Source organism: Streptomyces sp. NPDC050509, from assembly GCF_044457965.1.
Classification (GTDB): Bacteria; Actinomycetota; Actinomycetes; order Streptomycetales; family Streptomycetaceae; genus Streptomyces.
Window position 1 is genome coordinate 189,211 of record NZ_JBITHL010000004.1, and the last position, 21,427, is coordinate 210,637.

16 protein-coding genes, 1 tRNA gene and 4 pseudogenes are annotated in these 21,427 nt (G+C 68.9%); 10 read left to right on the plus strand and 11 right to left on the minus strand.

Going from position 1 to position 21,427, the window contains the following annotated elements:
• Positions 1–87: 87 nt before the first annotated feature.
• Positions 88–933 carry a MerR family transcriptional regulator gene (locus ACIBJC_RS13355; RefSeq protein WP_399291623.1) on the minus strand — a complete coding sequence of 282 codons (846 nt, stop codon included), beginning with the start codon at positions 931–933 and terminating at the stop codon, positions 88–90.
• Between the two features lie 236 nt (positions 934–1,169).
• Here ACIBJC_RS13355 and ACIBJC_RS13360 point away from each other — a divergent pair, with 236 nt between their 5' ends.
• The gene (locus ACIBJC_RS13360; RefSeq protein ID WP_399291625.1) at positions 1,170–2,330 is read left to right on the plus strand and encodes an adhesin; all 1,161 of its coding nucleotides are present in this window, start codon (positions 1,170–1,172) and stop codon (positions 2,328–2,330) included.
• Between the two features lie 541 nt (positions 2,331–2,871).
• Positions 2,872–4,458, plus strand: coding sequence for an RICIN domain-containing protein (locus ACIBJC_RS13365; protein ID WP_399291627.1), 1,587 nt, complete (start codon positions 2,872–2,874; stop codon positions 4,456–4,458).
• 21 nt (positions 4,459–4,479) lie between these two features.
• Here the strand turns inward: ACIBJC_RS13365 and ACIBJC_RS13370 are convergent, their stop codons facing one another.
• Together ACIBJC_RS13370 and ACIBJC_RS13375 are read right to left on the minus strand one after the other, a co-directional pair.
• The gene (locus ACIBJC_RS13370) at positions 4,480–5,280 is read right to left on the minus strand and encodes an MBL fold metallo-hydrolase (protein WP_399291629.1); all 801 of its coding nucleotides are present in this window, start codon (positions 5,278–5,280) and stop codon (positions 4,480–4,482) included.
• A gap of 16 nt (positions 5,281–5,296) precedes the next feature.
• A complete protein-coding gene (locus ACIBJC_RS13375) occupies positions 5,297–5,842 on the minus strand; it encodes an ester cyclase (protein ID WP_399291631.1) in 546 nt (181 codons plus the stop codon).
• A gap of 175 nt (positions 5,843–6,017) precedes the next feature.
• Here ACIBJC_RS13375 and ACIBJC_RS13380 point away from each other — a divergent pair, with 175 nt between their 5' ends.
• From ACIBJC_RS13380 to ACIBJC_RS13410, 7 genes and pseudogenes are all read left to right on the plus strand, one after another.
• Positions 6,018–6,767, plus strand: coding sequence for a TetR/AcrR family transcriptional regulator C-terminal domain-containing protein (locus ACIBJC_RS13380; RefSeq protein WP_399291633.1), 750 nt, complete (start codon positions 6,018–6,020; stop codon positions 6,765–6,767).
• 6 nt (positions 6,768–6,773) lie between these two features.
• Positions 6,774–7,055, plus strand: a pseudogene (locus tag ACIBJC_RS13385) (type II toxin-antitoxin system RelE/ParE family toxin); the annotation flags it as partial.
• A pseudogene (locus ACIBJC_RS13390) lies at positions 7,045–7,215 on the plus strand (helix-turn-helix domain-containing protein); the annotation flags it as partial. The pseudogenes ACIBJC_RS13385 and ACIBJC_RS13390, both read left to right, overlap by 11 nt.
• 966 nt (positions 7,216–8,181) lie before the next feature.
• Positions 8,182–9,741, plus strand: a complete 1,560-nt coding sequence (locus tag ACIBJC_RS13395) for an FAD-binding oxidoreductase (protein WP_399291635.1) — start codon at positions 8,182–8,184, stop codon at positions 9,739–9,741.
• A gap of 51 nt (positions 9,742–9,792) precedes the next feature.
• Positions 9,793–10,902 (plus strand): annotated as a pseudogene (locus ACIBJC_RS13400) (replication initiator); the annotation flags it as partial.
• Positions 10,892–11,071: a helix-turn-helix domain-containing protein gene (locus ACIBJC_RS13405; RefSeq protein WP_399291637.1), complete on the plus strand. Its 180-nt coding sequence runs from the start codon at positions 10,892–10,894 to the stop codon at positions 11,069–11,071. The pseudogene ACIBJC_RS13400 and the gene ACIBJC_RS13405, both read left to right, overlap by 11 nt.
• Positions 11,071–12,058, plus strand: a pseudogene (locus tag ACIBJC_RS13410) (tyrosine-type recombinase/integrase). Before ACIBJC_RS13405 ends, ACIBJC_RS13410 begins: the two are co-directional and overlap by 1 nt.
• A 68-nt stretch (positions 12,059–12,126) precedes the next feature.
• Here ACIBJC_RS13410 and ACIBJC_RS13415 read toward each other — a convergent pair.
• From ACIBJC_RS13415 to ACIBJC_RS13450, 8 genes are all read right to left on the minus strand, one after another.
• Positions 12,127–12,202: transfer RNA gene (locus tag ACIBJC_RS13415), tRNA-Arg, on the minus strand.
• Between the two features lie 128 nt (positions 12,203–12,330).
• Positions 12,331–13,152: a hypothetical protein gene (locus ACIBJC_RS13420; RefSeq protein WP_399291639.1), complete on the minus strand. Its 822-nt coding sequence runs from the start codon at positions 13,150–13,152 to the stop codon at positions 12,331–12,333.
• A gap of 510 nt (positions 13,153–13,662) precedes the next feature.
• On the minus strand, positions 13,663–14,913 hold the full coding sequence (locus tag ACIBJC_RS13425) for an IS701 family transposase (RefSeq protein ID WP_399291641.1): 1,251 nt from the start codon (positions 14,911–14,913) through the stop codon (positions 13,663–13,665).
• A 132-nt stretch (positions 14,914–15,045) separates the two neighbouring features.
• Positions 15,046–15,855: an ISL3 family transposase gene (locus ACIBJC_RS13430; RefSeq protein WP_399291643.1), complete on the minus strand. Its 810-nt coding sequence runs from the start codon at positions 15,853–15,855 to the stop codon at positions 15,046–15,048.
• Between the two features lie 430 nt (positions 15,856–16,285).
• A complete protein-coding gene (locus tag ACIBJC_RS13435) occupies positions 16,286–17,326 on the minus strand; it encodes a hypothetical protein (protein WP_399291645.1) in 1,041 nt (346 codons plus the stop codon).
• Positions 17,224–17,823, minus strand: coding sequence for an HIT family protein (locus ACIBJC_RS13440; protein WP_399291647.1), 600 nt, complete (start codon positions 17,821–17,823; stop codon positions 17,224–17,226). The genes ACIBJC_RS13435 and ACIBJC_RS13440 overlap by 103 nt, the downstream gene beginning before the upstream one ends.
• A gap of 329 nt (positions 17,824–18,152) precedes the next feature.
• On the minus strand, positions 18,153–18,698 hold the full coding sequence (locus ACIBJC_RS13445; RefSeq protein WP_399291649.1) for a TetR/AcrR family transcriptional regulator: 546 nt from the start codon (positions 18,696–18,698) through the stop codon (positions 18,153–18,155).
• 25 nt (positions 18,699–18,723) lie between these two features.
• A complete protein-coding gene (locus ACIBJC_RS13450; RefSeq protein ID WP_399291651.1) occupies positions 18,724–20,223 on the minus strand; it encodes an MFS transporter in 1,500 nt (499 codons plus the stop codon).
• A gap of 138 nt (positions 20,224–20,361) precedes the next feature.
• On the opposite strand from ACIBJC_RS13450, the gene ACIBJC_RS13455 reads away from it, so the two are divergent.
• Positions 20,362–21,003: a helix-turn-helix domain-containing protein gene (locus ACIBJC_RS13455; RefSeq protein WP_399291653.1), complete on the plus strand. Its 642-nt coding sequence runs from the start codon at positions 20,362–20,364 to the stop codon at positions 21,001–21,003.
• Positions 21,004–21,427 lie beyond the last annotated feature (424 nt).

Genomic DNA, 21,427 nt, shown 5'->3' on the forward strand with positions numbered 1-21,427 from the left:
GCGCGCCGCGCACGCGGGGACTCCCTCCACACGCACCCCGCACGCACCCCGCACGCACCCAGCACTCACCCCGAGCTCACTCCGAGCTCACTCCACGGGGAAGGCGATGTCGCAGACCTCGTCGGACGCCGACGCCGCGTCCCAGTCGGCGAAGTAGACCTCACGGCACGGCCCGCCGACGGACAGCCCCTGCCCCGCGATCCACTCCTCCACCGCCTCGAACGCGGAGAGGATCTGCGGGTGCGCCACCTGGGCCTTGGTGATCCGTACGTACGCGAGACGCCGCGCGGGATCCACGCGCACTCCGGTCGTACGGCCCGCGCCGGTGGCAGCCGACACGTACGCCCGCGCCGCGGCCACGTCCGCGACGGGGACACACACCTCCGCCGGCCCGTCGCTGTCCGGGCTCACCGCCGCGTGGTAGACGACGAACGGAGCGCCCGCCACGCCCCCGCACTCCCCGGCGGCCCCGGTCAGCCGACCGAGGGCGGCGGGGATCCAGCGGGGCAGTTCGTCGGCGAGCAGATGCCTGCGCTCGGTGAGTACGGCCTGCTCCGGTACGTCGACGGTCCTGACCTCGTACATGTGCGTTCTCCTGCCTGACAGCCGGTCACGGATATGGGCGGCCAGCGCGCTCCGTACGACATGGCGCTCCTCGATGTCGGTCCAGTACGCGGCCACCTCGGTCGCCGCCCGTTCGCCGGGCAGGACAACCACCTCGGCGATCCGCGCCAGCGGCATGTCGAGCTGCCGGAGCAGCGCGACCAGCCGGGCGCGTTCCACCTGGTCGGGGCGGTACCAGCGGTAGCCGGTGGCCGCGTCGACCCGGGCGGGGGTGAGCAGGCCGAGCCGGTCGTACAGCCGCAGCGCCTTGGGCGAGAGCCGCGAGCGCGCCGCGAACTCACCGATCGTGAGCAATTCCACACCGTCCACGAGGCCCCATCCTCCGTCACCGGGCCTCCTTCGGCCCGGCGGGCGGAGGCTGCGCCCTGACCTTGGGGCAAGGTCAACGCGGCGGGGCGGAGGGGGACGGCGGCGCGGGAGTGGGCGGCGGAGAATTGGTAGACCAATCGTGGTCTTCTGCTGCCGGAGCGCACCGTGATCCCCCATAGTGAGGCGGCATGAGGTGTGAGCGGTGCGGGAATGGCCATGGACTCTCGCTGCCGGGCATGCAGTGTCCCGTATGTGGCGCGGGCACCGAGGAGTTCCGGGGCGAGCAGGGCGTACCGGGTGAGTACGGCGTACAGAGCGAGTACGGCGTGCAGAGTGAGTACGGCGTAGCGGGCGGGTACGGCGTACCGGGCGAACAGCGCGGGACCGGCGGGCCCGACGAGTACGACGTGATCCGTGCGTATGAGCCGCCACCGCCGGACGACGACCTCTGGGTGTCCAGAACGATGACGCCGGGAAGCGCGCCGGGCCCCGGCGGACCGTCCCCGGCCGCCCCCTCCGCCGCCTCGGCCCCGCGCAAGCGCCTGCTGGTCACCGTGGCGGTGGTGGCCCTCGGCTGTCTGGGCGCGGTGGTCGCCGTCGTCGGTACGAGCGGCGGGGGCGACGCCGGACGCGGCCCCTCCGCCGACGGGCAGCCGTCGCGGATCGGGTCCCCGGAGCTGCCGGGGCTGGGCGGTGTGGTCACCCCGGGCCCCGGCGACGGCGGCGCCGGCGACGGCGGCGCCGGCGACGGCGGCGCCGGCGGCGAAGGCGCGGCCGGCGGGGGCGGGGGCCAGGCGGGCGGCGCGGCTGCCGGACCGGGGCCGTCCGCGCCCCCGGCCCCGGCCCCGCCCGCACCCTCCGACTCCGCCTCGGCGCCGGGCCACGGACCGGGTACGGGGGAGTGGGCCGGCCCCGGCTGTACGACCGGCACCTACCGCGAGCACGGCCGCTTCGAGAACGGCAAGGCCGCCTGGTACACCGTCAAGACCGGCGGCTACAAGGGTGGTTCGTGCGACGGCCGGTTCTCCGCCGTGCCGATGTCCGGCAGCCCGAACGTCGACCGGGGTTCCACCGCCGTCTGGTCCTGGAAGCTCGACGCGTCGTACAAGAAGTGCGCCCTCGCGATCTACGTACCGGACAGTGGTCACGACGCCGACGCGGCGGGCGACCCCACCGTCTACCAGGTGCTCGCCGATCCGGCGGACGGCACCTCCGGCTACGCGGCCTTCGGCGTACGCCAGACCGTGCACCGCGGCAGCCTGGTCCAGGTGGGCAGTTATCCGGTCAAGGGGAAGGTGTTCTCCGTACGGCTGGTCGACCGGGGCCAGGACTGGGGCAGCCAGGAGCGGTTCGGGGCGCACCACGCCGCGGCGCAGATGCGGGTCAAGTGCGCGTAGGGCGTCGCGTGCGCGCAGGGAGTGGTGTGCGCGCAGGGCGTCGGCTGTGCGCAAGGAGCGGAGTGCGCACAGGGCTCTGAGCGGCAGGTCAACGGCCGGGTACGGCACGGGCATTGCGCGTACCCACGGATAAGTCGCCCTCCGCGCGGACACATTGACTTACCTTCAAAACAGCGATCTGCCATGTGTCTTGTTTCCGTCGAGTCACTTGTGGAATGGTGAACTTCCTCGTGCATGGTCCATGGCTGCCATTGCTCCGTCCCTCGAAATTACGGGCGCCGACCGCGCCGACCGCGCCGTCCCGTAGTGCCAATACCGAACAGGTATGTACCAATCGAGGGTCTGCTTTTCAGGCCAGAACTTCTGCGTGTCACATTGCGCCCTGGAAGGAAGTATCTCTGTGCACCCCCCTCACCCCCCACGCCCTGCCTATCCGCCCCGCTCCGCCCGTCCGCCCCAGCCGTCCCCCGGCCCAGGGGAATCCGACGCACGCCTTCTCGCCGCACTCCGGGCGAGAGCCGGTACGGGGGACACGTACCCCGTGGCGCTGCTGATGGCGCGGCACTGGGAAGCGGTCCACGACTACGCGGCGGTCTGCCTCGCCTCCCCGGCGAAGAGCGCGTCGGTGGTCGCCGCCGCGACGTTCCATCAGGTGCTCGAAGTCCTCGGCCGGGCCGAACCCGGCGCCGCGCTGAGACCTCAACTGCTCGTCACCGTACGGGACATGGTGGGTGCCTGGTCGTCGGCCGAACCGATCAGGGATCTCCTTCCCGAACTGGGGAGACCGGCGGTGGCGCGTGGCACGAGGGCGGCGAGGACGCGCGACGCGAGCCATCGCAAGCTCGCCGTTCGCTCTTTTCGGGCGATGTCGGGAACTGCGCAGTGCCTGCTGTGGCACACCGAGGTCGAGGCCGAGCCCATATCCGTACCGGCGGCATTGCTCGCCCTCGATACCGATACGGCGCGCATCGAACTGGAACAAGCGCGCGAGGAATTCCGGAGAGGCTGTCTCCGGGCACACATCGAAATCGCCCCGAAGCCGGAATGCCGGTATTACAACCGTCTGCTCGATGTACCGATTCGTCGCGGCGGCGCCCTGCTCCCCGACGTACGGAACCATCTCGCCGAGTGCGCGCACTGCCGGGACGCCGCCGACCAACTCGGCCATTTCAACGGCAAGTTGGACGTCCTGCTGGCGGAGGCCGTACTGGGCTGGGGCGCCCGCCGCTACCTCGACCTGCGGGCCGACGCCCGTACGGCGGACCCCCGGGCCGGCGCCGCCGCGCGTCCCGCCGGCCGCCACTCGGCGCCGGGCCGGCAGCGGCTCCTGCCGGCGCTCACCGTGCTCAACCGGGTCTCCCCCCTGTCGCCGGCCCCCACCCGCGCCCTCGTCGCCGGCCTGGGAGCCGGCTCGGTGATCCTGCTCGCGGCCGTCCTGACCGTCAGCCTGTGGCCCGCGCGGCACGCCCACGACGACTACGGCTCCGCCGCGTCCAGCAGCGCGTCCGCCCCCTACCCCGCGCACACCGGCTCCGCGGGCGCGGACGGCCAACTCCCGCCCGACCCCGCCGGGATGGCCACGGGCCCGCAGGACATCCGGCTGCGCAACGCCGCGGACGGCCTGTGCCTGGACAGCCGCGACGCCCGGCCGCGGCTCGGCTCGGCGGCGACGATGGCGACCTGCTCCTCGGTCGGCACCCAGCAGTGGTCGTACGAGGACGACGGCCTCCTGCGCAGCGCCGCCGAGCCCGGACTGTGCCTGAACTCCCGCGGTGTCGACGGCGTCGCCGTCCTCGGCCGCTGCGCCACCCGCCCGGCCCGCGCCGCCGACGTACGGTACGACCTGACGGTGCAGGGCACCCTGATCCCCCGCTGGCAGGACGACCTCGCGGTGACCCCGGTTTCACGGGACGCGGACGCCGATGTGGTGGTACGTCCCCGCGACGGTTCCCCGGGCCAGCGCTGGCTGGCCGACCGCGTGGCGACGACCACGGGCTCGCGCCCCATCACCGAGTCGCCCCCGGCCTCCGCCTCCGCCACGGCCCCCGTCACGGACCCGCCCATGCCGGCCCCGGGGCACAACCGGCCGGACCCGCTGACCGAGGCCCGGCTGATCCCGCGCCCCTGACGCCGCGACACCGCGACGCCGTCACGCCCCGGCGCGAGCCTTCTCGTACAGAACCGGGTCGTGGGCGGAGAAGACCGCCGGACCGGAGTCCGCCGGACCGGAATCCGTGCGCCGGTACAGCTCGGCGAGGCGGGCGTGGTTGTCCCTGACCCTCCTCCGGTCCCAGGCGACGAGGGTCTCCATGGCCCGCAGGGCGGCGGGGACGGGCGTACGGCCGTCGACCGTGCCGTGGTGGTAGAAGGCGTCACCGGCGTGCAGCAGCCAGCGGGTGCCGGTGTCGACCGCGACACACGCGTGTCCGCGGGTGTGGCCGGGGAGCGAGACGAGGACGATGCCCGGGGCGATGGAGTCGAGCTCCTTCGCCGCGGCGAACCCGAGCCACCTCTCGCCGTCCGGGCTGTGCTCCACGATCTTCGGGCCGTGGGCCCACTGGGCCGGCCGGTAGCGGAGCCTCTCCCGCCGGGACGGGGCGACCATGGATCCGAGCGCCTCGGCCGCGGTGAGATGGACCTGGGCGTGCGGGAAGTCGGCGATGCCTCCGATGTGGTCCGCGTCGACGTGCGTGAGGACGATGTGCCGTACGTCGTCCCGCGCGAAGCCCAGCCGCTCGACCTGGTGCGCGGCGGTCTCCTCGGCCCGGAAGACGGGCCTGACGAGATGACGTGCAGGACCGAAACGCCGCCGGGGATCCGCGACGTCCTCCAGCCCGAGGCCGGAGTCGACGAGGACCAGCCCGCCCGCCGTCTCGACGAGGAGGACATGGCAGACCAGGTGCGCGGTCGGCAGCAGCATCGTGCCGCAGTTGAGATGGTGGACCTTCATGGCCGGGTCCTCGCCGTCAGTCGGCGAAGGCGGGGGACGTGGTGTTGACGAGCGAGGGATGGGGCTCGTCGCCGGACATGGAGAGCAGGCCCTTGAGACAGCGGGCCGCCAGGAGCCAGTTCTTGGGGTTCCTCATGTTCAGGCCGCCGATGAGCTGCTTGAGCATGGTCAGGGTGTCGAAGTAGACGCGTTCGCAGACCAGGTTCTCGTCGGCGTCGAAGAGGAAGTACGCGGTCATCCGCACCCGGAACCGGCTGCCGGTGGCCGGGATGGCCCCGAGCGGGCCGAGGTGGGTGCCCAGCAGCCAGAACTCGGCGATCACGGCGTCGTCGCTGTGACGGAACGCGATGATCTCGTGGTCCTGGTCGGGGAAGGCGACCCGGGTGTCGTGGTAGTAGCCGCGTACGGCCGTGTCGCCGTCGTGGACCTGCATGGTCGGGATCAGCTCGTAGTGCGGATGCGGGAACGTCGACAGGACGTCGTCCCACTCCTGGCGGACCTCGTCCCGGAAGTGGTCGAGGACGAGCTTCTGGCGGGCCGCGCGTATCTCGGCGGTGAGCATGGGATGTCCTGTTCGTTCAGGCCGTGTGGGCTGGAGGAACCGCGGGTCGGGCAGGGGGGCCTGAACGACGAACGGAGAGAACACTTATGGCGTATGTCTTCGCCGAAGCTAGACTTGCGCTGTAAGTGATGTCAAGGGGTGCCCGGACACCGATCCGGCGCACAGGAGGCCGACCATGAGCGTCCGAGGCACCGGCCGAGGCAGACGTCTCGGGCTGACCCGGGAGAAAGTGACCGAGGCGGCCCTGAAGCTGATCGACCGCGACGGCCCCGACTCCTTCTCCCTGCGACGGCTGGCCACTGAACTCGACGTCGAGGTCATGTCGCTCTACAACCACGTCCCCAACAAGGAAGCGCTCCTGAACGGCGTGGCCGAACTGCTGCTCGCCCGCATCGACTTCACGGGAGCGGACACCGGCACCTGGCAGGACCGCATCCGGGCCCACGCCATCGCCTTCCGCGCCGCCGCCCAACAGCACCCCAAGGCCTTCCACCTGGTCTGCGTCCGCCCCACACAGTCCCCCGCGTCCCTGCAATCCATCCGCTCCGCCCTGGCCGCCCTCACCGAACTGGGCCTCACACCCGAGGAACAGGTCCACGCCCTACGCGGCTACGTCGCCTTCATGTCCGGCTCGATCATGCGCGAACTGGGCTCCGCCATCACCGTGGGCACGGTGGACCCCGGCCAGGTACGACAGCGGATCGACGAGATCACGGCGACGGGAGACCCCCTCCTGTCCGCCACGGCACCCCACCTGGCCGTCAGCGACCACGACGTGGAGTTCCACTACGGCATAGAACTCCTGATCGCCGGCCTGGCGACACGAGCGGGAGTCCCGTACGACGGCGGCCCGCCCACCACGCCACGCACGGATCGCGGGCGCGCGGCGTGGCCAGAGGGAGGCGTGGGTCGCGGAGGCTCGTGAAGGGAGTTGCTTCCGTTCCGCCTCTACCGGCGGGTGGAGGACAAGACGGACCGTCTCCTGGACGAGCCGACGACGCTTGGTGAGCCGTACTCGCGTCACCTGGGCGGCAAGCTGCGTGAGCTGCGCTTCGCACTGGACGGCGAGGCCGTGCGCATCCCGTACTGGCTCGCCTCCGGACAGCGGATCATTCTGTTGACGGTGTTCCGTAGGACGAGGATGCGTGAGGCGGCGGAAGTCGAACGTGCGCATCAGGCCCAGAAGGTCTGCGAGGCCGAACATGGCCGAGCGGGCCGGGCTGACGCAGCCTCAGGTGTCCCGGATGGAGGGCGGCGACACCGTGCCCACTCTTCCGTTGCTGCGACGCCTGGCCAAGGCCCTGGACGGCACACTGAACCTGGCCATCGACGAGGGTGACTCCCGCGTCACCTTCACTCCGCACGCCGCCTGAAACCGAATCCCGCCCCGGCGACCGTGCCGCGCGCACGAAGGCCCTCCCGTTCGCTGGACGGAAGGGCCTTTCACCAGGTGTTTCTCTGTGCCCTCGGCAGGATTCGAACCTGCGACCCCCGCTTTAGGAGTTCGATCACCGGACCGTGGGCAGGGCCGGTCGTGAAGGTGGGAAGGTCGTCTTCCGGTGCCGGGGACTGCCCATGTCCACGGCCGTTGATGTCAGCGATGGATGTCAGGTGGTCTGTCCCGCAAGGCTGTCGCGTCCGTCCTCATCTGCGCGGCGGTCCAGCTTCTCACCGGCAACGACGGCTCCTCTGGAAGTGTCTGGTCGGTCTGAGCCTCAGCCGACGACAGTTAGCCACGACGGCGGGAATGCCGACCGATCAGGCGCGCGTGTGTCTCGCTGTACCCCCACCGGCCTCAGCCGCGGTGCCATGCCGTCGACCAGAGCAAGATGCGCCGGTGGAAGTCTGGCGGCGAGACCTTGGGCGAGGCCTCTTGGTCCCGAAGCAAGTTGGGCGAGCGTTTGACCTTGGGTCGGTGTGTCTCTCACCTGTCGTGACGGTCCTCAGACGTCCGCGGTTGTCCGCCGCCGTGCGTCGGCGTTGTCACGCAGTTTGACACTCACCCGCCCAACCCGACCGGGCGCTCAGAAGGTGCGGGCACACCGGTTCAACCAGGCTTTAGCAGCTGGTCCCCATTCCGCCGACGGGCGTGCGGGTCTGCCGCGGTACGCCGTCGTTGCCGTCAGGACTGCCGTCACCGCTGTCACAGCGACAGTCGGCGCACAACAAACGGCGATCTCACGAACCGGTTATGACGAGATCCGCTGGGTTACTCCTTCAGGCTGTTGTCATCGACCTCAATTGGCGTGTCGGGAAACACCGCACGACCACCCCCTTAGCGTGCGGAGGTCAACCACAAAGGACTGCCCGGCAGCGGGCAGATAAGGGCTCCCTTAGCCGTGTACCGGGGTAGCCCGATCGAGAGGATCTGGACCTTGAGCGATGTTTCTCGCCGCTACCTGCTCAGGGCGTCGGCGGCCGCCGGCGTCGGGGCGGTCGTCGTCCCGGGCCTTACGGCCGCAGGCGCGCCGGATATCGCGGCCGCGAGCACCCCGGGCCTTATGGCCGCGAGCGACCCGAGTGGAAGGCCGGGATGCCCGCCGGCGAAGCTGACCGGCCACATCGTCCGCCCCGGGGACGCCTCGTACACGGATGACCGAATCGGGTACGACCAGCTCTTCTCTCACTATCCGCTGGTCATCGTCTTCGCACAGGAAACCCAGGACGTGGTGAACGCCCTCACGTGGGCGCGGCAGCACGACGTCGCGCTGCGCGTACGGAGCGGCCGCCACGCCCTTGAGGGCTGGTCGAACGTCGACAACGGCATCGTGATCGACGTCAGCCAGCTGAAGTCGGTCCAGATCGACACCGACGCCCGTATCGCGACGGTCGGCGCCGGGCTGACCCAGTTGGAAGCGGTGACGACGCTCGCCAAGCAGAACCTTGCCGTCACGACCGGAAGTGAGGGCAGCGTCGGCTTGGTCGGTGCGACGGTCGGCGGCGGCCTCGGGCCCCTCAACCGCTGGCTCGGCATGGCTTGCGACAGCCTGATCGGGACCGAGGTCGTCGTCCCGTCGGGTGACGACTGCGCCAAGGTGATCCGTGCCGACTTGAATGACCACTCGGACCTGCTGTGGGCGCTCCGCGGGGCGGGAAACGGCAACTTCGGGATCGTCACGCAACTCACCTACAAGGTGCACTCGCTCAAGCGTATCGCCTATGTGCAGGCGACCTGGGACGGCCTGGGGGACCTGCACGGGATCTTCGATGCATGGCAGCGTACGGTACCGTTCGCCGACAACCGTCTCGGATCCGAAGTCGAGATCCACAAGTCCCAGATCCTGCTGTTCGGGTGGCTCGCGGAGGGGTCGGCGGCAGAGGCCGAAGAGATGCTGGCCCCGATCCTGTCGGTCGGTACGCCCGATGTGAAGGTGCAGGTCGGTAACTGGGGCGACATCTTTGCGGGATCCCAGGTCCCGCGCGCGCAAGAGCCCGCCAACGTGAAGTTCTTCTCGGAGTTCGCCAAGCAGCTGTTCCCGAAGGAGGCGATCGACGTCATCGGCGACTTCATGCGAAACGCTCCCACGGAGGACAGCAACTACTTCGTCGATGCCTTCGGCGGGGCGATCAAGAGGGAGCCCCGCGGCGGCACGTCGTTCGTGCACCGCGACGCGATTTTCTACGGCGAGATCGGCGCAGCCTGGGGGACTCCTTCAACGACACCAGGCGTCTGCGACCCGCTCACCTCGACATGCCAGGCCTGGACCGCCGAGTTCAGCCAGGCGATGCGGCCCTACGTGGACGGCGCCTACGTCAACGTGCCGAACGTCGGAATGCAGGAGTGGGAGACCGCCTACTGGGGGAGACAAAACTTCGAGCGGCTGCGCAAGATCAAGGCGAAGTACGACCCCTGCAACGTCTTCCAGTACGAGCAGAGCATCCCGCCCGCGTCACTCTGATCGACAGTTCGTCGGGGGGTCTGTCAAACGACGAACGTTTTACAGTCCCCCACCCGGTGCTCCTCCTGCGCCAAGACCTACCGTCGCGACACCTACCACCTGATCACCGCCGGACTACGCGGCGGCAAAGGCACCCCCGAACAGGTCGCGCACCACCCGCGAGTCTTCGCCACCTTCACCGCCCCCAGCTTCGGCCCCGTCCACAACCGCCCCACCGGCCGCCCCGCCTGCCACTGCGGCACCACCCACCCCGCCGACGATCCCGCCCTCGGCACCCCTCTCCACCCGAACTCGTACGACTACGAAGCCGCGGTGCTCTGGAACGCCCACGCCGGGGCCCTGTGGCGGCGCTTCTCCATCTACCTCCGCCGCGAGACAGCCAAGCGCGCCTGACTCACCCAACGCGCCTTCCGCCAGCACGCCCGCGTCTCCTTCGCCAAAGTCGCCGAATACCAGCGGCGCGGCGCCGTCCACTTCCACGCCGTCATCCGCATCGACGGCCCCGACGGCGGCGCCACCCCACCCCCGGCCTGGGCCACCGCCGAACTCCTCACCGACGCCATCGCATCCGCCACCCTCGCCGCCCGCGTCACCGGACCCGTCCTCGACGGCCACGCGCACACGTTCGCCTTCGGCCGCCAACTCGACGTACGCACCATCCGGGGCGCCGACTTCGCGGGCGGCACCGAACTCACCGACCGCGCCGTGGCCGGCTACATCGCCAAGTACGCCACCAAGGGCGCCGAAACCGCCACCGGCACCCTCGACCACCGCATCCGCCTCCTGGCCGAACTCGCCCACACCGACCTCACCGAACACGCCCGCCGCCTCGTCCGCACCTGCTGGGACCTCGGCGCACGCCCCGACCTCGAACACCTCCGCCTCCGCGCCTGGGCCCACATGCTCGGCTTCCGCGGCCACTTCTCCACCAAGACCCGCCGCTACTCGACCACCCTCGGAACCCTCCGCCAGGCCCGCGCCGAATGGCAGCGCCTCCAAGCCGCCCTCGCACGCGGCGAAGACGCCCACGCACCCGCGCTCTCCACGCTCGTCCTCTCCCGCTGGGACTACGCCGGAAACGGCCTCACACGAGACGAAGCCTGGCTCACCGACCTACTCCACGCAGACCGCTCGGAGGGAGACGGCTCTCATGGCCGATGAACTGCTGACCGTCCCGGAAGTGATGGCCCGGCTTCGCCTCGGCCGGTTCACGGTCTACGACTTGATCCGATCCCGGCGACTGCTTTCCATCACGGTCGGCCGTGCCCGGCGCATCCCCGGTCACGCCTTGCGCGACTTCATCACCCATGAGATCCAGGAGGCTGCCTGATGGCCACCCAGCGCAAGCGCAACCCGAACGGCGCGGGCACCATCACCAAGCGCAAGGATGGCCGCTATCAAGCCGCCGTCCATGTCCTCCAGCCGACGGCACCCGCGCCCGCAAGTTCGCCTACGGCAAGACCTGGACCGAGTGCGACACCAAGCGCCGTGAGCTGCTGGCCAAGTCCGAGAGCGGCATCCCCGTACCCACCCGCTCGGCCAAGCTCGCCGAGTGGCTGCCGTATTGGCGCGACAACATCATCAAGCCACGCAGGAAGCTCAGCACGTACGACAAGTACGAGTCACACGTCCGTCTTCAACCGGAACGTGGCCGGTCTTGTCGAGCCGCCGCGCGCCAAGTCCCGCGAGCTGAGTCCCTGGACGCTGGACGAGACCTTGGAGTTTCTGGCGGCTGCCCGGAAGGACCCGCTGTGCGCCGCGTTCGTGCTCGCGATCACCATGGGCCTGCGCCGTGGTGAAATCGTCGGACTCCGCTGGAAGGATGTCGACCTGGAGAACCGCGTCCTTCACGTCTGTCAGCAGACCCAGCGGCGGCGCGGTGTCCTCTACGACGACGATCCCAAGGGGCGTCGCCGTCGGGCGGTCCCGCTACCCGCCATGTGCGTTGCTCCGCTGCGCTGGCACCGTATGCGGCAGATAGCTGCCAAGAAACGAGCGGGGAAGAGGTGGCAGGAGGGCGGATACGTCTTCGCCACCCGGACCGGCCACGCCGTCGAGCCACGCAACGTCTACCGCTCCTTCACCCGCGTTGCCGAGTCGGCCGGCCTGCGGGTCATCCGGCTGCACGACGCCCGGCACGGCTGCGCCACGATCCTCACCGCTGCCGGGGGTGGCCCCGCGCGTCGTGATGGAGATCCTCGGCCATAGCCAGATCAGCATCACCATGGACGTCTACACGCACGTCGTCCACGACACCCAGCGCGAGGCGATCAGCCACATGGACCGGCTACTCAAGAGGCGCCCCGGTCGCCAGTGATCGCCGGCGTTGATGTCAGAAGTGGATGTCAAAGGCCCCGGACCATGATCGGTCCGGGGCCTTTTGGCTGGTGCCCTCGGCAGGATTCGAACCTGCGACACCCGCTTTAGGAGAGCGGTGCTCTATCCCCTGAGCTACGAAGGCGGGCCTTGCGTGAAACGTGGATGAATACTCTGAGTGATGACTCGTCCATGTTGAGGCAAGGTCCTGGGCTGCCCGTGAGGGCAGACCAGGACAGCGTAGCGGATGTGGGCGGGGCCGTGGTGGCTGCCTCAGCGCGCCGGGCTTTGGCCGGTGTCGTCGATGGTTTCTGCGTCTGCGTCGGTGTATGTGGGGTCTTCGGTGTAGCGGGCGTGGCTGGTGGTGTTCTGGGCGAGCACGAAGCCGAGGATGACGAGGCTCTGGGCTTCGGCTCCGAAGGCGATCATGCGGCGGTTCCAGAGGGAACGGTCGAGTTGTGAGAAGCCGGATTCGCTGCCGTCGCGACCGCCGTAGAGGGTCTGGTGGGTGCGGGTGGCGTCGGGGATTTGGTGGAGGTGTTCGGCGCGGTGGAAGCCTTGTTCGGTGTCGCTGTGTCCTGCTTCACGTTCGCCGGGGGTGGTGGTGATGCCGACGGGTTCGCGGTGTTCATGCGGGCCGCGGGGACAGGGGATGGCCAGAAGGTGGTACCAGCGGTGGGTGTGGGCGGAGCGGCGGCGTTCGAGTTTGCGGACAGGGGCGGGCAGCAGGGTGCTGGTGCCGTTGTCGAGGAAGACGCGTTCGTGGAAGCGTCCGTTCTTGGACCAGAGTTCGTGGGCACAGTGGGGGTGGGTGAGGGTGCGGATGTAGCGGGGGCGGGCGCCCTTGTGCTGTTTGTTGATGAGGAGTCTTCCGCGGCGGGCGATGATGTCGCGGTGCGTGCCGCGGAAGGCGCCGTCGTAGAGGACGCCCATACAGCCGTCGGCTGCGTCGAGGACGGCGCAGGCGGTTTCCAGGGCGATGGCGGCTTCGCCGCCGGGGTGGTCGTGAGGGACGTGGCGGTAGCGGAGGAAGCCCCGGCGGAAGTAGCCGCGGTGTCGGGTGGAGAACGCGACGAACTTGGTGCCCAGGACCATCGTTGTCCCGTCGTCGCTCCCGCCGTCCTTGCTGCTGGTGTCGGTGTTGTTGTCTGAGGCGCTGGTGTCGCTCTCGCCCTCGTCGCGGTTGCCGCCGCCTTCTTTCTGCCAGGAGGCGGCCTGGCAGCGTCCGCGTACCGTTTGACGGTTCGGCTGGTCATGCCGAGCTGCCGCTGGATCGCGCGGCGGCTGTGTCCCGCCTCCACCAGGGCGTGGACCGTGGCGTGAACGGTCCTGGTTCGGTCGGCGAACCGGTGGCCGGTCGGCCAAGGTGAGTCGGAGGGCTCCGGTGCAGGCTCCGGCTCGGCCGTTTCAGGTCGCTGGGGTACTTAGTACTCCAGCAGGATTTCGCTGTCTGACCTGTGGGTTTGGCTGGGCGGCCGGATTGTAGCGGGACGTGGAATGGTCAGGGGTGGTTTCACGGAGGCCGTCCCTCGATCGTGCGACAACGCCGCACGTAATGACAGCGACGCGCGACTGCTTGTCGTCGTCGGCGCCAGTTCGACCAGCTCACCGCGTGGTGTCGGCCTCGACGTCCGCGCAGGTGCGGGGGTTGGGGCCGACAAGCTGCCAGGAGTCGCCGAACCTCTGCCACGGTGAGCCCGACGGCCCCGGCTGCCTCACCGGTTCCGCCCCCTTTTCCCGGGCCCGGTGTGCCGTGACGGCGAGGAAGGCGTGCGCGAGCATCGCCAGAGTGATGTGCCGATACCAACCCGGGTAACGTCGGACTTCGTACTGGTCCAGGCCGCACTCGTTCTTCGCGGCCTGGAAACACTCCTCGATCGCCCAGCGCGACCCGGCGATCCGCACCAGCTCCACAACACTCGTCCCCAACGGAGCGTAGGCGAGGTAGTAGGCGATCTCGTCGGGCTTGCGGATGCTGCGCCGGGCCAGCGCCCACCGTATCCGGTGAGGGACCTCCCCCTGGTAGTCGAACTCAGCCACAGCCGGCAGCCGAACTGCCGCCCAGTGGTAGACGCGCGGGCCCTTCGCGCCGTCGCCGCACGAGATCTTCTCCCATGCCTCGTCCGGGGCCTGCGCGAACAGGCCGTCGATGCGGGGACAGCCCACGCTGAACTGGGATTTGGGCACGGCCAGTACGTAGCCGACGCCCGACTGCTCCAGGAGCCGGCGGAAGCGGCTCTCCTGTCCGTAGGCGGAATCCGCGGTGACCCAGGAGATGGGCAGTGGTGAGGCGAGGGCGCGGAGCACGATGTGCCGGGCCAGTTCGCCCTTGGTGGCGAAGGTCCGCTCGTGCGGGACTTTCGCCAGGCGGCAGCGTTCGCGGTCCCCGGTCCAGGACTTGGGCAGGTACAGCTCGCGATCGACCAGAGCCCGGCCGCAGGCGGTGGCGTAGGCGGCGAAGACGCCGATCTGGCAATTCTCGGTACGGCCGGCGGTCCCGGAATACTGGCGCTGGACCCCGGCGGAAGTGGTGCCCTTCTTGATGAAGCCGGTGTCGTCGATGATGAGGACTCCGTCGTCTTCCCCGAGCTTGTCAGCGACGTATTGCTGCAGGTCGTCGCGGATGTCGTCGGACTCCCACTTCGCGCCGGCGAGCAGGTGCTGCAGTCCGTCAGGAGTCGAGTGGCCTGCCTGCTCGGCCAGTTGCCAGCTGTTCTTGCGGGCCACCGGGGCGAGCAGTCCGCGCACGTAGTCACGCATGCGGCGGCGCAGCTCCACACGGCTGAAACGGTGGCCGATGGTCACGAAGAGGTCGTCCAGATCCAGGTCCCACTGCTCGGCAGCACGCTCCGTCATCACACGGGGGCACTTTCCCCGTCGCTGTCATTACGTGCGGCGTTGTCGCACGATCGAGGGACGGCCTCCGTGAAACCACCCCTGACCATTCCACGTCCCGCTACAATCCGGCCGCCCAGCCAAACCCACAGGTCAGACAGCGAAATCCTGCTGGAGTATTAGGACGCACAGGCATCGGCGGTGCTGGGCGATGCTCCGCTCGGCGGCCTCACTGAGGTTGTGCCAGAGGTGCCACCGGTCTGCGACTTGCACGGCTTGCGGGGCGCCGATGGCGGCACCTTCGGCGAAGAACGGTGCGCGGTCTCGGCAGACCACCTCGATTCCGGGCCGCTGGGCCAGCCACGCCGCCAAGGTCGACGACTCCCGGTCGGGCAGCAGGTCGATGGGCCGGCGGGTCTCGACGTCCACAAGAACGGTCCCGTAGCGGCGGCCCTTGCGGGTGGCGTACTCGTCGACGCCGACCACCCGCGGGGCGGGCAAATCCGGTTCGGGAAGCGCGGCGACCAGTCGCAGGACTGTGCTGCGGCTGACCGCCCCGCCCACGATGGCGGCCAGGCGGGCACCGGCCCGGCCCGCGAGGGCAAGACCGATCGCGGCCAGGGCCGAGCGGAGCCGCTCGGTCCGCTGACCATTCCTCCGGGTCGGGCCAGGTATCTGCTCGACGAACGTGCGATGTCCGCACTCAACGTTCCGACAAGCGAACCGGCGGTCCCGCAGCTGGAGGACGACACTTCGTCCCGCGCTCGGAACATCAGCGGGAAACCGCAGGTAGGAGCCGTGCACCTGGGCGGACCACGCCCCACACCCCGGACACAAGGCGCCCACGGTGGTGCACCGCACATCAACACGCACCATCGCGATGTTCACGTCTACCGACAGCACCGCGACGTCCGCGGTCGACGGGAACAGCAGCTCCTCCAGCCGGAACAAGATCTCATTCACAGCCACGAACTGTCGGCCCAATCACGCGTGCCATTGCTCGTTCTGAGGCAACTTCCCAGGACACCCCAGGGAGTTCATTCGTCACTCACAGTGCACGGATCACACAACCTGAGCCAGAACCACTACTCGTGAATAAAGCCAGGCAGCCGAGGTCGTGGTGAAGTCGCCTCGGGACTTCACGGCACGGTGCTCGTATTGTGACCGCCAGGTGGCATGTAGCACTGGGTAACCAGGGGGCCCCGGTCGCGACTGTGGGTGGCGAAGCTGGATGGGGGCCCTGCTGTCCCTTCGCACTCAATCGAGTCGTCTTCTCAACGGCCCCAGCCATTCGGGCTTCCATCTCAGCGAACCTGGTCGCGCGGCTCAGTGCACTGGGGGGGATAAGTGCGGATGCGACGGCGTCGGCGAGCCTCCACCGTCTCCCGGAGACTCAGAACGACACGGTGAGGGCGATGACGACGATGTTGGCGATGAGGTACAAGCCCGTCGCGATGGCGAAAGTGCGGTTGTTGAAGCGCCGCGCCGCCGGTTCGGCCATGGGATCGGTCAACAGCTTCATGATGTAGGTGGTGTTGGCGACACCGACCAGTACGTAGAGCAGGCTCATGAAGTGGATCTCTTCGACCAGCGTCACGTTCAGGAAGGTGCCCAGCGCCTCGTCGACTGCCCGTAGGTTGAGCATGATCGTGAAGAGCGCGGCACCGAGAATCCCGAGCCGTGCGACCATGGCGACCTCGTTGTCCTTCGACCAGATCAGAAACGAGATCAGGGCGACCATGAGAGCCACATACACCGGCAGGATCTGCTTGCCGAAACTCGTGAGGTCCACTCGGGTGAGCTGGAACTCGATCACCAGCTGGGAGTAGTGACTGCTGCCTCCTTGTTTGAGCCGGGGATCGCCGAAGCTCGTCCTGTAGGGCGCGTCACCGACGCCGATCCGGAATCGCGTGATCTTGAAGTCGCCGGGATGGATCCTGGGGTTGTACGTGGAGTTCTTCGCATCCGCCCGGTAGACGAACCGTGACCTGTCCAGTTTGTTTTCCTCAACCCGGATCCGGACGACCTGTTTGTCGAACGGGAAGTCCGTCAGGTTCAGGGTCTGCCGGAAGGTCCCGGACACTTTGACCTGAGTCCAGTACTCGTTGTCCACCTTCTCGCTGGAAGGCGCGGTCAGCGTCGTCTTCGTCGCGTTGGTGAATTCGAGACGCTGGACAGCGGCAAGGTCCTTGCGTGGGCATACGCTCCACAGCCACAGGTCCGCGTTCACGGTGCTCTCGACCGGATCCACCGCGTAGAGGTCGGTGACGTAAGCCCCGACCCTGCAACTGGGCACGGCCGCAGCGGCGGGCGTGGCGATGATCAGCGTGCTCAGCACCGCAGCGACCGCTGCGAGCAGGGCGGCCGCTCCCGACGGGAGCCCGGCCAGGAAGTCTCGTCGGCCGTTCGCTGGCCCGCCGTACGAACGGGGCATACCTGCGAGCCTCCAAGGACGCCGGCGGGAGCAGCGGGAACTGCCTCAGGGGAGCGTTTCCACGCGGACCTTAACCCGGCGGCCGAGGCAAGATCGCGATCAGAGCGGCCCACCCCGCAGACCGGCCCAGATACACCCCTTCGGCCCACTACGTGGATGTGCAGGTGAGGTACCGACTGTTCCGATCCGGGTCCGCTGGCACTCAAGATGTTGACGCCTGTGGCGTCGAGCGCGGTCCTCATGGCCGCCGCCAGGCGCTGGGCCAGCGGCATCGACGCGGCCAGCACGTCGGGTGGAGTGTCGAACACGCCCTCGTAGCAGCTTGGGCTGCGGCTTTCACAGAAGCTGAGCCAGAGCCCGTTCTCGTGAACAGAGCCACCCCTACTTGCGGAGACCGCCTCATAGCCGTCGCGGGCACTCGGCGGCGCTGTGGACGGAACTGCACGGAGGGGTGTACATGTCCTGTCGCTGATATTCGGGCCCACCGATACGCCCACGCTGCGCCGACTGCTGGTCAGCCGCAGGAGCCTGGCCGATGAGTCGACTCAGGTCCCGCATTCGGTCAGGCCGGAGGAGGTCGTGGCGGAGGCCATCGCCCACTTGTCCAACGGCCCGACCCGGATCGTGGGTAAACAGCTTCGGGTGATGATCCGCCTGTTGGGCACCATCTCGCACGGAAAGGCAGTCAAGCCGGCCGTACGGCACGCTGGGGCGGTCATGGGCAGCGATCACCGGATGATGAGCCCAAGTGGGCTGGCTACGGTGACGTCATTGGGGGACGCCGTAGCCAAGATGGCCTGCGGACACGAAACGCGGGCGTCCAATTTCAGGCGTCGTCGTGGTTGAGGGTGCTGGCGATGCGTTCGGCGACGGCATCCCGCAGTGCGGGATCCATCCGTTCGGTGGTCAGGGATTCGTACAGCCACAGGCCGTCGGCTGCCAGGCGGGCGATGAGCCGGTCGAGCGCGGCGGCGTCGTCGGTGTCTGCGGTCAGGGGTGGGGCCCACCGTTGCGTCACCGCGTCCCAGGGGGCCGCGTGCTCGGCGGTCGTCGTTCCTTCGAGCATGAAGAGAAGCTCGGCCCGGGTGGCGCTGTGGGTGGCGACACGGGTGTAGGCGGTGAGCCGTTCGATGGGGGTGGCCTCGGTGGCGGGTTTGCCTGCTGCCGCCGTCATGCCGGCTTCCCATTGGTCGGCGAGGTGTTGGTGGATGGCCTGGACGAGGTCCTCGCGGGAGGCGAAGTGGTAGAGCAGTCCGCCTTTGGTCAGGCCGGCTTCGGCGGCGACGGAGTCGAAGGTGACGCTCTTGACTCCTTCGCGCTCCACGACGCGGGTGGCCGCTTCGAGGATCTCGGTTCGCTTGCTGGTTCGCATGGGCGCTCCTCCCTGGCGGGGGGTGTCAGTAGTGCGTGGGGGTGGACAGGGCTGATCCTGGGCCATGTCGGCGCAGGAGGAGGCCCGTGGCGATCGCGCCGGCGGCCATGACGACGGTGATCACGATCATGACGGCGAAGTAGGCGCTGTCGAACGCGTGTGACGCGGCGGCGATCAACGCCGCGTTGTCCTTCCCGGCCAGTGCGAGCGCGCTGTCGACGCTGTCGCGCGCACTGGCCGGGGCCCCGGCGGGCAGGTCGATGGTCGCGGTGTAGACGGCGGTCAGGAGACTGCCGAGCAGCGCGACCGCGATGAGGCTGCCGAACTCGTAGGACACTTCTTCGACGGAGGAGGCCATTCCGGCCCGGCGTGCCGGGACGTTACCCATGATCGCGCTGGAAGCCACGGACATGGCCGATCCGAGACCGGCGCCGGTGATGAGGAGCCCGGTGATGAGCAGCCCCATGCTGGTGTCGAAGTTCAGCAGGACCAGCACGGCGCCGAGGGTGCTGAGGGCGAGACCGCCCGCGACGATGGGCAGCAGGCCGACCTTGTGCAGGCTGGCACCGCCGATCATGGCCGTCGGCAGCGCCCCCACGGCGACGGCGGCGACGAGGAGCCCCGCGCGCAGCGGGGTGAAGCCCTCCACGAGCTGGAAGCGCTGGGTGGTGACAAGTTGGATACCGGCGATGGCGAACATGGAGAATCCGGCGGCCAGGACTCCGGCGAGGAACGCCCGGTTGCGGAAGATCGCGAAGTCCAGCAGGGGGTAGGGCAGGCGGCGCTGCCGCCGTGCGAAGGCCCACCCGCCGACAGCGGCCGCAAGCACGGCGGTGGCGATGGTGAGGGGTGCGGGGCCGGTCTTCGCCGTCTCCTTGATCGCGATCACGAGGCCGACCAGGGCGACGAGCGCGAGGAGCGAGGAGAGCAGGTCCCAGCGCTTGGTGGGGTCCGCGTCGTTGGGAGGCGCGAGGAACAGCGTGGCGACGATCGCCGCGACGACGACGGGGACGTTGACGAGGAAGACCGAGCCCCACCAGAAGCTGTGGAGCAGGAGCCCACTGACGATCGGGCCCAGCGCGCTGCCCACGATCGCCAGACTTCCCCAGATCGCGATGGCGACATTGCGCTCACGCTCGTCCTCGAACGTCACGCGGATCAGAGCGAGCGTGGCGGGCATCATCGACGCCGCACCGACGGCCAAAAACGCCCGTGCCGCGATCAAGGTCTCCGGAGTCGGTGAGAACGCGGCAGCCAGCGAGGCGACCCCGAATATCACCAGGCCTATCAGGAACATCTTCCGGTGCCCCACCCGGTCACCGAGCGTTCCGCTGCCCAGCAGCAGCCCCGCCATCACCACCGGATAGGCATTGATGATCCACAAGCCCTCGGAACCGCTCGCGCCGAGATCCTCCACCAGCGTCGGCAACGCCGCGTACAGGATGGAGTTGTCCAACGTGATCAGCAGGAGCCCCGCGCTCACCACCGTCAGCAGCAGCCAGCGTCGCCTCGTACTCAGAACCATCCCGCGCACCTCTCCCTCAGCATTGCCACACCTCGTAACTGTACCTTACGAAAGGTACAGTTACGAGGTGTGGCAATGCGCCTGCACGCCGCTGAGCTGCCCTTTTACGGTCTACCCGTGCGGGAGGAGTGCTGACGGATGCGGCGTGCTCCGGGCGCGGGCCCCTGGGGCGAGGCAGGCCCGGACAGCACGCTGCTGCTGAGCGGCCTCTACACCGTGAACGGCGGTGTGCCGGGTCGGCTGCTCGCGGCGCTGCCACCGCTGGCCGTCATCGAAGCCGAACTGGGCACCTGTCCGATCAGCTCGGCAGCCTTCGAGGAGATCACCCGCGAGGTGCCCGGGCAGCAGATCCTGCTGGACCGGGCACTGGACCTGATGCTCATCACCGCCCTGCGCGCCTGGTTCACCCGCCCCGGTGCCCAGGTCCCCGCCTGGTACCAGGCTCACAGCGACCCGGTGGTGGGAGCGGCCCTGCGCCTGATGCACAGCAACCCCGCCCACCCGTGGACACTGGAATCACTGGCAGCCGGAACCGGCGCGTCCCGGGCCAACCTGGCCCGCCGCTTCACCACCCTCGTGGGACAGCCACCCATGACCTACCTGCGGGAACGGCGCCTGGCCCTGGCCGCCGACCTGCTGCGCGAACCCGACCAGACGCTCTCCGCGGTGGCGGACCGCGTCGGGTTCGCCAACGCCTTCGCCCTGAGCGCCGCGTTCAAGAAGGAACACGGCATCAGTCCGAGCGAATACCGGACAGGTACAGCGCGGGCACGGCCATAACAGCTTCGGGTGAGCCCTGGTGGGGTCACGTATTCAGCTGTCGCCGGTTCCCTGTCGATCCTGACCCGGCTGGTGTTCCAGGGGATCCATTCGGCCAGGCGACGCCAACAGGTCATGCCCGAGCCGAAGCCGAGCTCCTGCGGCCATAACTGCTCTTTCGTCGGCGAGTACGGAACGATCCTCGCTCGACCTGAGGCCATCCTTCATCTCATTTGGTGCCGGCGATCTGGCATGCCAATGTCGCGTACGCAGGTGCTGCGACTCCTACTGGCGACACCTCAAAGGCAACCCTGTGCAGCTCGAAGTGGGCGTGCGGGCCGGCCGGGGCCCAGCAAACAGCTCAGGCTTGGAGACGACGTGAGGCTGACGGTCATGCCGTCAGTTGGCGGCGGTGCACAGAGCCGTGACCAGCGAAGATGTCTCT